This window comes from Verrucomicrobiota bacterium (assembly GCA_016871535.1).
Taxonomy (GTDB): domain Bacteria; phylum Verrucomicrobiota; class Verrucomicrobiia; order Limisphaerales; family SIBE01; genus VHCZ01.
This window is the reverse complement of the sequence record VHCZ01000184.1, coordinates 1-12,292: the sequence shown is the minus strand read 5'-3', so window position 1 is coordinate 12,292 and position 12,292 is coordinate 1. Positions and strand designations below refer to the sequence as shown.

The window sequence follows — 12,292 nt, the reverse complement described above, 5'->3', positions numbered from 1 at the left end:
TGGACTCCGGAGAGTGCGCGGAAGCAGCCTGAAGGCTGCGGTCCGCACGGTTTTCGGTTCATGCGCGTATGGCAAAATGCGACTTCCTCGAACCTGTGCGCGCAGTGCGCCCATGAACCCGGTCTCCGACCCGGCACGCATCGGTGCGGCTTGAGAATCGGGCGGATCGGAGACTAGACTGGCGCTCCGAGGTTCATGGACAGAACTGCTGCACCGGGCTCACCGGTCTCACCGGGCTTGACCACGTTGAGATTCCCGCTACTCTCGCGCAACACGGTTGAAAAAGGCTTTCGCTAACCAAAATCCAATCTTCAGCGTCAAACCCGATATGAAAACCAAACCTTGCCGATGCGCACTGATCTGCGTGGCCGCTTTAATGGGCTTCCTCGCTCCGACACTCTCCGCCCAAACTGACAAACCCAACGCTGCGGGCACCTGGAAATGGACGGTGACGACTCCGGATGGCCAAGCGATCAACGCCCAGGTGGTCTTGAAGCAAGACGGGGAAAAACTCTCGGGCGCCTACAACAGCCGCATTGGAGAGAATTCATTTGGCGAAATTTCCATTCAGGAAGGCAAACTCAAAGGCAAAGACGTCTCGTTCACGGTCCTCCGAAAAATCAACGACCAGACTTTCACGCTCAAATACGAAGGCAAACTCGACAGCGATCGGATTAAAGGATCGGTGGTCATCGCAGACGGCGATCAGAAGTTCGATTGGAACGCCAAACGCGAACCCTCCAAGCTCGATCCCACGGGCACCTGGAGATGGAGCATGCCGCGTTCGAACGGCGAAAAGATGGAGGCCACTCTGAAGCTCAAACTCGAGGGCGAAAAGCTCACCGGGAACATTTCGGGCGGCGAGTTTTCCGTCGAAATTGAAAACGGGCGGCTCAACGGCGACGAGATCACGTTCCAAACCACCATCGAGCGGGACGGCGCGAAATTCGTCGCCAAGTCCAAGGGAAAGCTCGCCGCCGCGCAGATCAAAGGCACCGTTGAATTTGAAACCGATGGTGAAAAGCGCACCCGGGAATGGGAGGCGCAACGCGAATGACCTTCGCGGATTGATTTGATTTTCTCCTGCCGAACACCAGACACGGTGAATCCAAAGGAAAGACAGGGCGGCCCTCAATGCACAGGGTCGCCCTTGTTTTTTGAAAATGTCGTTTGGTTGGGCGCCTCCTGTTCCTCCCAGACCTGCACTCGGCCCATGAAGCAGGTAGGGCGAGTCCGTCCCGGCGAGCCACTTGACGTGCGTGGAACACGTCCGACTCGGCTCGCTGGGGACAGGCTCGCCCTACCTGCTTCGTGGAGAGGGTTTCAACGACGCTCCGACCGGGCGGACGCCGGGTACCGGTTTGGCGTGCCCGACAAATCCAATGCATCGGGTCGAAACTCGCTTCCTTCCCCCTCACCCTGGCCCTCTCCCCAAGGAGGGGGAAGCGGTGTCGCCGTCGTAGGACAATGGCTAAGGCGGTTCACAGCGCTGGCGATTCTCCTTTCCAGCCTGTTCCCGATCCACAGTTCCGCACAAACGCAGTCCGCTTCATTGACTCCCCCACCCTTCCGAGAATTTCGTGGCGCCTGGATCGCTTCGGTCTCGAATATCGATTGGCCGTCAAAACCCGGCTTGTCCTCCGCGCAACAAAAGGCGGAACTCGCGGCCTTGCTCGACAAGGCATCGCAGCTCAGGCTCAACGCCGTCATCTTGCAGGTCCGACCGGCGTGCGACGCTCTGTATGCTTCGCCCCATGAGCCGTGGTCCGAATATCTGACCGGCCAGATGGGCCGCGCGCCCGATCCATTCTATGACCCGCTCGCCTTCGCGATTGAGCAGGCGCACCAGCGCGGATTGGAACTGCACACGTGGTTCAATCCGTTTCGAGCAAAGCATTCCTCCGCAAAGTCACCCGTCTCGTCCAATCACGTCAGCCGCGCGCATCCGAAGTGGATTCGGAGCTATGGCAAAATGCTGTGGCTCGATCCGGGCGAAAAAGCCGCTCAGGAATTCTCCCTGACCGCCATTCTGGATGTGGTGCGCCGCTACGACATCGACGGCGTTCACCTCGACGACTATTTTTATCCGTACAAGGTAAAAGGCTCTAATGGCAAGTGGCTCGATTTTCCGGACGACGCGACCTGGAGCCAATACAAAGCCAGCGGCGGCAAACTGAGCCGGAACGATTGGCGCCGGCAGAATGTGAATGATTTCGTCCAGCGCCTCTATCAGCGGATCAAGGCCGAGAAACGCTGGGTCAAGTTTGGGATCAGTCCCTTTGGCATCTGGCGTCCGGGACACCCCGCGCAAATCACGGGCATGGACGCCTACGAAGACACGTACGCGGACTCCCGGAAATGGCTCGCCAGCGGATGGTGCGACTACTTCGCGCCCCAGTTGTATTGGCCGATCCATCCGCCCGAGCACAGTTACACGGCACTGCTTCATTGGTGGGCCGATCAAAACACCAAGAAGCGGCACGTGTGGCCCGGCAGCAAGTCGGCCGCCGTCGGACACGGCTGGCGCAAGGAGGAAATCGTGGAGCAGATTCGGCTGGCGCGGAGGGAACCTGGCGTCACCGGCCACATTCACTGGCACATGAACAGTCTGATGACGAATGCGGGCGGTTTGTCCGGCGCGCTGGCGAAAGACAGTTACGCGCTGCCCGCCCTCATTCCCGCCTCGCCGTGGCTGGACGACAAACCACCGGCCGAGGCGACGGTCCGGCTCGACCCGAGTGCAAACGGCGGGGAACTAAAAGCAGGTTGGGCGGTCGCGGGCCCGGAACCGGCCTGGCTCTGGGTGCTGCAGTTCAAGAATAGCGGAACGTGGACCACTGAGATTCTGCCCGGCCGGCAAGCTTCGCGGACCTGGACGAAACTCAGTTCAAGACCCTTTCCGGACGCTGTGGCGGTCGCCGCGGTAGATCGAACCGGGAACATGGCGCGACCAACCGTGGTGCAGACAAAGCCCGCCGCCCGTCCGCGTCCTACCAAGCCGTAGCACGATTAATTTCCAACAGGAGTCAACGGAGACAACAGAGTCGCACTCTAGTTCAGTCGGATGGGGAGCGCACGCGCCCTCGCGTGCTTTAGTCGGCGCCCTCGCCGACTATGTTCCATCAGACTGAACCATCCCAGTTCGTGCCACAGTTTGAACGACGCTCCGACTGGCGAGGGCGCAGTCGTGACACGCGAGGGCGCGTGTGCTCCCCAGGTCACTGAATCACCGCAACGTTCAGCCTAGTCGCCCGCTTCCAAGGCCACGACCAGCTTGGTCACGTAGGAGAGATCGGCCCGGCAAAACGGGAGGTCGATGCGGCGGGCGAGTTCATCCCGCGTCGCGTTCCTTAACCACGCCAGCGTCTCGAAGGCGCTCAGGGCCAGGTCGGGCGGATCGACAAAGTTTTCCCCAAAGTGGACCTGGCGTTCTTCCCCAACGTACGGCCACGTCGCGTAAAGGGTCTCGAACGTGGACCAGACTGTGGCAACGGCTTCGGAGGCCTTTGCGCGTAGAATCCAGGCCACTTCCGGAGTGAGATCGCGAAACAACGCGACCTTGTGCCGGTGCGGCGCGACGCGAAACGAAAGCGCGTCGCCTTGGCCAATGAACGGGTCCAGCTCGGATGATCCTTTGAAATTCGTCAACGTGCCGCCCGCCGCGGCGCGCTTCCACCACGCAGCCAAGGCTTCGCCAGTTTCGGAAGCCAGCGCGCCGGCGCGTTCTGCGGATGCGACATCTTTCGCGCGTTCCGCGATGCGCGCGAAAGCCAGCAGCGAGGCAAGATAACGGTTCGCGTGCAAATCACCTTTGGCCGAATCGAGCCGCCACCCGGTTTTCGCGAAGTCGTCGAAGCCGGCCTTGATTTGCGGCCAAGCTTCCAGCACCTGCGCCCACTCGCCGCAGCGCTCGGCGTAGAACCAGACAGAGTGCAAGTTGCCAAACGCATAGTGCGGTTTGTCCTGGCCCAGGCGGGATCGCACTTCATCCGGCGTCCAGAAAAGCTCTCTGCGCTCGCCTTCCTTCAGCGCGTACCAAGCGGATTTGGAAAAGGGCGGGTGCTTGCCCCATTCGTTGGCGAGAAAGGTTTTCACTTCGGATTGCAGATTCGCGGCAAGGTGCGGATAGGCCCAGGCCAATCCCTCGAACAATTCACCACTGTGATTGAATCAGGAAAGTGCAACGCGACCACGAAGCGGGTAGGGCGAGTCCGTCCCGGCGAGCCGATCGACGTGTTTGGAACACGTCCAGTGTCTCGCCGTTTTCAGTCATTGTTCTCCCTCTCCCAGCGGGAGAGGGTCGGGGTGAGGGAGAAGCGCCCGTACTTCCCATGAACTTGGCAGGGACGGATTCCACTCCGTCCTGACTCTATTCTGCGATCGGAAGGACAATTCCAGGGTGGAACGCGTCCTTACCAGTTCATGGGTCGTGTGCACGGCTTGGAGGCCATGGAAGCTTTCCAAGCTCTCTGATTTGTCCAACGCTTTCACCCTCACCCTATCCCTCTCCTTCAAGGGAGAGGGAATGCCGGAGAACAGAGCCACTACGCGGCGTGGAAAATCGTCGTGGCTCGGGACGATTTTGGACGAACTGAAGCTCTTGTTCACCGGACAAAAATGGCTCCCTTCGTCAGTGTTTTGCGGCGATAAACTTTGTCCGAACTGCACGCATAGAGATAACTGCGGTCCGGCCCGCCGAACGCGCAACTCACGGTGCCCTTCTCTTGCGGTCTCGAAATGATGCCTCCCATCCGGCCCGTCGGATCGAACATCTGAATGCCCAGGTGCGACGTGACGTAATACCGGCTTCTCTCGTCGGTCGTCATGCCGTCGCCGCCGCTGTCAGCCCGGCTCGCCGGCGCGCGCAATTCCATGTTCTTTTCGCCGGCGCGAAGCGAGCCGTCAGCCGCGATCAGAAAACTCCAGGCATTGGTGCCGCCATATTCGCTGACGATCAGTTCCTGCTGGTCTGCGCTCAGCGAAATTCCGTTCGGTTTGTTGATCCCGCCCGCGACGACCGGGGGACGCGGCATGCCGCGCGCGCTGGTGGGAACTTTCACAACCGCGCCCGCCGCCGTATCCGTGAAATAAATCCACCCCGCTTTGGACACGACGAGGTCGTTGGGCTGGACTGTGGTCGCGACGGTGGCGATAGCCTTGGTCTGCGGATCGATCATCACGATGCTTTTCACGTTGTTCGTCCCGACGCCTTGCACGCAGGCGTAAAGTTTGCCGTCCGGGCCAAACTTCATGCCGCTGATCTTCGGCCCGTTCTCCAGCCAGACGACGGGCTTTGAGTCGTTCACGCCGACGCGGTAGAGCGTCGCTTTTGGCAAATCGCTGAAATAGAAATTGCCTTCGGCGTCCGAGCACGCGGCGTCGGTGAAGCCATAGCCTTGGCCGATGAGTTCCCAATCGCCGGGTTTGCCGCCGTCGGTCAAAACTTTGGAAAGCGCTTCGTCACCGCCCAGATTGTCTTTGGTCAATGGCTTGGGCAGCTCCGCAAGTTCTGGCCCCCAGAGCCAGCGCAGCGAGTCGGGCAGGATCGCGCCGCCGTGTTTGCCGCTGTGCGCGCCGTCGCCGAACTCGAATTTGAAATCGTAACCCATGAACGCCAGCGCGCTCGCCATTTCTTGATTCGCCAGCGGCCAGTTGCCGTGGAGATTGTTGAGGTCGTTCGCGCCGTCTTGAAGGAAAACGCGGATCGGCTTGCGCTCGGTCTTGCGGATGAACGCCGGATAGTTGTGCCCGCCGCGGATGTTCGTGAAGCTGCCGATCTGGCTGAGCACTTTGCCGAAGAGATTCGGCCGTTCCCACGCCACGGTCCACGCGCAGATGCCGCCGCTGCTCATGCCGCAAATCGCCCGGAGTTTGGGATCGCTGCTCAGGTTGAGATTGAATTTGTTCGTCGCGAACGGAATCAGTTCCTCGATCAGGAACCGCGCGTAGGCGTCGCCGAGTGAGTCGTATTCGAAGCTGCGATTGCTGCGGCCCGGCGTGCCTTCGCCTCGAACGCCTGGATTGATGAACAACCCCACCGTTACCGGCATGTCGCCTTTGGCGATGAGGTTGTCAAACACGACCGGCACGCGGGAATGGCCGTTCGTGCTGACGTAACCGCCGCCATCCTGGAAAACCATCAGCGCGGCGGGCCTGGAGCCGTCATATTGCGCGGGGATGTAAACCCAGCAATCCCGCCGTGTGCCGTCGAAGATTTTCGAGCCGGTGAACTCGAACTTCTCGACACGTCCGGCCGGGACACCGGCTGCGCGTGCGGTCGATTCGGGGCCGAGCTGATAATTGTCCGCGGCTATGACGCAAATCGGCCAGGCTTGGGAGAATAAAACCAACGAGATAAGAGCGGGAGCGGAAGAGGATTTCATAGCGGCGATTCTCCTGAGGGTTTTTGTTCGGTCAAGGGAACATTCATGCGGCTTTGCGGATTCCTCGCTGCTTTCTATGGCTACCTTCCGGATGTTGGGGATCACCTTCCCCTCACCCCAGCCCTCTCCCTTGGGGCCCTTGGGGAGAGGGAGCATCGAATCGCCGCGTTCGATGAGGCGGGCGCGGAGGTTGATCTCAACGCGGATGACGCCGATCAAACCCTTCTCCATCCGCGAAATCCGCGGTTAAGAAATCGGTTCAGAAGTTCTCGTGCGAAATGCTTTCGGCAAATTCTTTCCCTGAGAATGAGGGGAAGGTGACATTCAGGAATCGACGACGCAGCGCTTGAAAACAGCGATGAACCACTTTTCGCTTCCAGGTTTCCTGGTTTTTCAGGATATTCCCCGTGCCGAATCCCGAATCAAGAAATCTGAAGAACACTATGAAGTACCTTGCACGCTGTTCCGTCCTCGTTGCCGCATCCATTGCGCTATCCGCAAGCGCCTCGGCTGCCCATTGGCCGCAATGGCGCGGGCCTCACTTCAACGGCTCCTCCGATGAACAAAACCTCCCCGTCAAATGGTCCAAGACGGACAACCTCGCCTGGAGCGTGGACCTGCCCGGCCCCAGCGCCGCCACGCCCATCATCTGGGAGGACCGGGTGTTCGTCTCTTCGACCGACCTCAGCACCAAATCGCTCCAGGCCATTTGCCTCGACCGCAAAACCGGCAGGATTCTTTGGCAGCACAAGACGGGCGAGATCATGCAACGAGACAATCGCAGCACGTTCGCTTCGCCCTCGCCCGCCACGGATGGGAAGTTGGTCGTCTTTTTCTACGGCAACGGTGAACTGGTCGCCTTCGACTTGGCCGGCAAGAAGTTCTGGTCGCGCAATATTCAGAAGGACTACGGTGATTTCGCGTTTCTCTGGACGTTCTCCAGCACGCCGGTGCTTCACGCCGGCAAGCTCTACTTGCAGGTGCTGCAACGCGACGTGCCCGTGAGCGGACGCGGCCGCAGCGATGCCCCCAACGACCCGTATCTTCTGGCGATGGATCCCGCCACCGGCAAGACGTTGTGGCGTGAAGTGCGGCCCAGCCAGGCCGTGGCCGAATCGCGCGAAGCGTTCACGACTCCCATCCCGTATGAATTCAATGGCCGCAAACAATTGCTCGTTGCGGGCGGCGACGATTTGACCGCGCACGACCTGGAAACAGGCAAAGAGTTGTGGCGCTGGGGCACATGGAACCCGTCCCGGATCGGCCACTGGCGGCTCGTGCCCTCTCCCGTCGCGGGCAACGGCATCGTTCTGGCGTGCGCGCCCAAGGGCGATCCCATTTACGCGATCAAGGCCGATGGTTCAGGCACGCTGGATGATTCAGCCATCGCCTGGAAAAGCGAAACCCAGCGAACGTTGTCTTCGGACGTGCCCACCCCGGCGTTTTACAAGGGCGACTTCATCGTTCTCGGCGACATGCGCAAAACGCTCCTCCGGGTCGATCCCAAAACCGGCAGCATCAAATGGTCCCTCGAACTGCCCGGCCGCAAGAAGCTCGAATCCTCGCCCACCGTGGCCGACGGGAAGATTTACTTCATGGACTTCGGGGGTGACGTCGTCGTCGCGGACGCAGAAAAGGGCGTGGTCCTCAACACCATCCCGATGGGCGAGCAGGGCGACAACGAGATCCGGTCCTCAATCGCGGTTGCGAACGGCCAGCTTTACATTCGGACGAACAAGAAGCTGTTTTGCGTTGGCAAAGGCGCGTAGAGCAGCCAGGTGGGATGTGCCTACCGATCCTCCCATGAACAATTCCTCTGGACCGCGGCCTTTAGGCCGCTTCCAGGCTGGACTACGGAGAGCGCGCGGAAGCAGCCTGAAGGCTGCGGTCCGCCCGGTCTCAGGCTCATGGGCCGCGTGCATGGTTCTGAAACCCATGAACCAACCCACCTCGTCGCCCCTCCCAGGAGGGGAACTGGACGCTGCGACGTCGAATGAAGGTCCCCTCCTGGGAGGGGAAGGGGTGGGTTCACGATCCCAATGCGCGGTTCGGAAATCGTGATGGCTCCCTATGAACGAAGTCTGGAGTGTGCCCTGCTCCGCACTGGGGTTGCGCCTCTGCCAATTCTGAGTTCCGGGTGGCTCTGCGTTCCCTTTCCCCTCACCCCCGCCCTCTCCCTTCGAGAGAGGGATTCACACGCCCTGATCAAAAGGAAGACCCGCACCCGGCAAAACCCTCTCCTTGGGGAGAGGGCCAGGGTGGGGAAAGAACACGTCGTTCGGTCCAACGCACAGGAATCTTGACAACACGCCGAATCCAATGAAAACCCACCCGCATTCTCGCATCCATCCAATTGTCCTCGGTTGCCTGCTTACCTGCGCCGCAACCATTCTGCGCGCCGACGAGGGCATGTGGCTCTTCAATGACCCGCCCCGAAAACTCATCCAGGACAAATACGGTTTCACGCTGGCCGACGACTGGCTCGAACACGTCCAGAAATCTTCCGTGCGCTTCAACAGCGGCGGCTCCGGCTCGTTCGTTTCCGAAGACGGCCTGGTGATGTCGAACCACCATGTCGCGGCAGATTGCCTCCAGAAACTCGGCGACAAAGATCACAATTACTACCGCGACGGCTTTTACGCCAAGACCCGCGCCGAGGAGAAACAATGCCACGACCTCGAACTCAACGTTCTCATGAGCATTGACGACGTCACGGACCGCGTGAATGCCGTCGTGAAGCCGGACATGACCGCCGAACAGGCCTTCCTCGCCCGCCGCAAGGTCATGGCCGAAATTGAAAAGGAATCGCTCGACAAGACCGGCCTGCGCAGCGATGTGGTGACGCTTTTCCAGGGCGGCAAGTATCACCTCTATCGCTTGAAGAAATACACGGACGTCCGCCTCGTGTTCGCTCCCGAACAGCAGATCGCTTTCTTTGGCGGCGACCCGGACAATTTCGAGTATCCGCGTTTCGACCTCGACGCCGCCTTCTTCCGCGCTTACGAAAATGGCCGGCCGGCCAAAATTCAGCATTATTTGAAATGGAGCAAAGCCGGCGCCGCCGAAAACGAACTGATCTTTGTTTCAGGCCATCCGGGCCGAACCAGCCGCCTCCTCACGGTCGCGGAACTGGAATATCACCGGGACGTGCGGCTGCCGAATGCCCTGGCCCGGTTGTATCGCGCCGAGGTCGTCCTGACCGCCTACAGCGCGCGCAGCGAAGAGAACGCGCGCCGGGCCAAGGAAGATCTGTTTTCCGTGCAGAACAGCCGCAAGGCGCTCCGGGGGATGCAGGGCGGACTGCTCGACCCGGCGCTGATGGGAGCCAAGCAGGCCGAGGAGCGCAAGCTGCGCGAGTTCGCGGCGGCTAATCCTCAATTCAAAGACCCAGTGGCGGCCTGGGATCGCATCGAACAGGCGCAAAAGATTATTCGCGAGAATGCGCAGCGATTCAATTTCCTGGAGGCTGGCCTCGGCTTCAACAGCAAGCTGTTCGACATCGCGAGAACGCTGCTCCGCGCGGCTGACGAGCGCCCCAAGCCCAACGGCGAACGCTTGCGGGAATTCGTCGAGTCCGGGCGCGAATCGCTGGAATTCCAGCTTTTCTCCGAGGAACCGATTTATGAGGACTTCGAGCAACTCAAGCTTGCGGACTCGCTGACGTGGCTTTCCGAGCAACTGGGGCGCCAGCACGAACTGGCTCAGAAAATCCTGGCCGGCAAATCTCCCCAGCAAAGAGCCGCCGAACTCATCCGCGAATCGAAGGTCAAGGACGTCGCCACGCGCAAGAAACTCTACCACGAAGGCAAATCCGCCGTGGATGCCGCGCGTGATCCGATGCTTGAACTGGCACGACTGGTGGACGCCGACGCGCGCGCGGTCCGCAAGGTCATTGAGACACAAACTGAAATCAAGCAGCAGGCCTACGCTCAAATCGGCAAGGTCAGATTCGCGCTGTCCGGAACGGGATCCTATCCGGATGCCACCTTCACGCTGCGGCTCGCGTACGGCGCGGTCAAGGGTTACGAGGAAAACGGACGCCGCGTGCCCTTCCAAACGACGGTGGCCGGACTTTACGAGCGCGCGGCCGATCAGAAATTCAAACCGCCATTCGATCTTCCCCAAACCTGGATCAAGCGGAAGGGCCGGCTGAATCAGGCGACGCCATTCAACTTCGTGAGCACCGCCGACATCATCGGCGGCAATTCGGGCAGCCCGGTGATCAACCGCAATGCCGAGGTCGTCGGATTGATCTTCGATGGGAATATCCAATCCCTCGTGCTGGACTACGGCTACACCGACGCCCAGGCCCGGGCCGTTTCCGTGCATTCGTCGTCGATTGTTGAAGCCCTGCGCAGAGTTTACGACGCCGGCAAGCTGGCGGATGAGATCACACGCCAGCGTTGATTCGCGACGACGCCTCTGCCGAGTTCTGCCGACTGATCCGAACGGGTCCTTGACCTCCTGGCTCAAGCAAGGCGATACTTTGGTCATGAGCACTCCTGTGCGCGTGACGAGCAAGCGACAGGTCCTCTTGCCTAAGCAGTATTGTGAGCAAATGCGAATCCACCCCGGCGCGACTGTTTGTGTCACACCGGTTGCTGATGGACTCTACCTCACTCCCATCTCCCCTCCCACTGAGCGAGAGCTGCGCGACGCGTTCAGGGTCGCTGGAGCACATGGACCGAAACACATCAGCCCCGAAGCGGAGAAACTGATGGCCGAGTCGATACGGGCCGTGCGGGTCCGTCGATCCCCCAGTTCATGATCGCTGTGTTGGACACGTCTGTTGTCCTGGCCGGTCTCTTCTTCAGAACTGATTCTTACCGTTGTCTGGTGGCGTTCGCCCGCCGACAGTATCAGATGGCCGGAACTCATGAACTCTTCGAAGAGTATCGCGAGTAATCTAATGTTCCGCCTGTCAGGTTGGGAACCCGCCGGTGTCGGAGTTCATTTCTGCGAACAGACATTGTTGCGGCACTTACGGCAATTCTTCGATCGTGATCTCCTTGTACGAAATCTCCGTCTTCCCTCCGCCGTGGACCTGCAAACCGATTAACCCGTGCTGCGGGATGCTGTCGTCCGGTTCGGTGTAATCGATCGTTTGCGTCCCGTTGATCGAAAGCCGGATGCGCTTGCCTTCGCAGCGGATTTCATAGTCATTCCATTCATTGCGCTTGAGGATCTTCTCCACCACGCCTGCTTCCGGCTTCGTCAGCACTTTGTTTCGGCGCGTCTCGTCATAAAGCGCGCCCCACCAGCCATCCCCGATGTCGGCCTGGTACCCGATCATTTCGTTGGGCGGATTGGTGGCGCGCTGGCTCCGGATCTGGACGCCGCCGTTCACGAAGCCTTCCGTGCCCAGGAGCTTGAATTTCAAACGCAGGATAAAGTTCGTGTAACTGCGTTTCGTGGCGACGAATTCGTTGCGCGGGACGCGTTCGCTCAGTGTTCCACCGACGATCGCGCCGTCCACGATCCGCCAGGTCTTTTGCGTGTCGCCTTCCCAGCCGTTGAAAGTTTTGCCGTCGAAGAGGGAGACAGGCTTCCCCTTGTCTGCGGCGCAGGCCAGCGAGATGGAGAAGGCAAGGGTCAGAAAATGAAGGATAGATTTCATAACGCTGAGAATTGATTCAGTTACGTTGCGAGTGATCGCCGCGAATCATTCCACGGCAGCCCGAAAACACCAGAGGAATTTCGAGTAACCGCGTCAGGCGGTGCTTCTCACTTCTCCGTGCATGTCGGAACCTTGGCGTTGTAGGGCAGGCTTTCCGGCCTGCCGGTTAAGGGTCTGTGCAAAAATAAATTCCGGTTTTGCTGGAGGCGATTTCGCTTTCTGGCGAGGCACGACGAAGGAGCATAGCCAGGGCTCTGCGACTGAGGAGAAACGAAGCCAGAAAGCGAAATCG

At 59.9% G+C, this 12,292-nt stretch carries 7 protein-coding genes and 1 pseudogene; 5 read left to right on the top strand and 3 right to left on the bottom strand.

Annotated features, from left to right (window positions below; all coding sequences use genetic code 11):
* The first annotated feature begins 328 nt into the window (after nucleotides 1–328).
* Both FJ398_19895 and FJ398_19890 read left to right on the top strand, forming a co-directional pair.
* On the top strand, nucleotides 329–1,057 hold the full coding sequence (locus FJ398_19895; protein MBM3840183.1) for a hypothetical protein: 729 nt from the start codon (nucleotides 329–331) through the stop codon (nucleotides 1,055–1,057).
* A gap of 156 nt (nucleotides 1,058–1,213) precedes the next feature.
* Nucleotides 1,214–3,004, top strand: coding sequence for a hypothetical protein (locus FJ398_19890; GenBank protein MBM3840182.1), 1,791 nt, complete (start codon nucleotides 1,214–1,216; stop codon nucleotides 3,002–3,004).
* Nucleotides 3,005–3,243: 239 nt separating this feature from the next.
* Here the strand turns inward: FJ398_19890 and FJ398_19885 are convergent, their stop codons facing one another.
* A complete protein-coding gene (locus tag FJ398_19885) occupies nucleotides 3,244–4,095 on the bottom strand; it encodes a hypothetical protein (GenBank protein MBM3840181.1) in 852 nt (283 codons plus the stop codon).
* Between the two features lie 1,421 nt (nucleotides 4,096–5,516).
* Nucleotides 5,517–6,383, bottom strand: a pseudogene (locus tag FJ398_19880) (esterase family protein).
* Nucleotides 6,384–6,826: 443 nt separating this feature from the next.
* Between FJ398_19880 and FJ398_19875 the strand changes: the two are divergent.
* The 3 genes from FJ398_19875 to FJ398_19865 all read left to right on the top strand — a co-directional run bounded on the left by FJ398_19875 (nucleotide 6,827) and on the right by FJ398_19865 (nucleotide 11,288).
* Nucleotides 6,827–8,152 carry a hypothetical protein gene (locus FJ398_19875; protein MBM3840180.1) on the top strand — a complete coding sequence of 442 codons (1,326 nt, stop codon included), beginning with the start codon at nucleotides 6,827–6,829 and terminating at the stop codon, nucleotides 8,150–8,152.
* Between the two features lie 550 nt (nucleotides 8,153–8,702).
* On the top strand, nucleotides 8,703–10,790 hold the full coding sequence (locus tag FJ398_19870; GenBank protein MBM3840179.1) for a S46 family peptidase: 2,088 nt from the start codon (nucleotides 8,703–8,705) through the stop codon (nucleotides 10,788–10,790).
* Between the two features lie 357 nt (nucleotides 10,791–11,147).
* Nucleotides 11,148–11,288 (top strand): PIN domain-containing protein, encoded by a 141-nt coding sequence (locus FJ398_19865; protein MBM3840178.1) that lies wholly within the window; start codon nucleotides 11,148–11,150, stop codon nucleotides 11,286–11,288.
* 76 nt (nucleotides 11,289–11,364) lie between these two features.
* On the opposite strand, the gene FJ398_19860 is transcribed toward FJ398_19865, so the two are convergent.
* Nucleotides 11,365–12,000: a DUF1080 domain-containing protein gene (locus FJ398_19860; GenBank protein MBM3840177.1), complete on the bottom strand. Its 636-nt coding sequence runs from the start codon at nucleotides 11,998–12,000 to the stop codon at nucleotides 11,365–11,367.
* Nucleotides 12,001–12,292 lie beyond the last annotated feature (292 nt).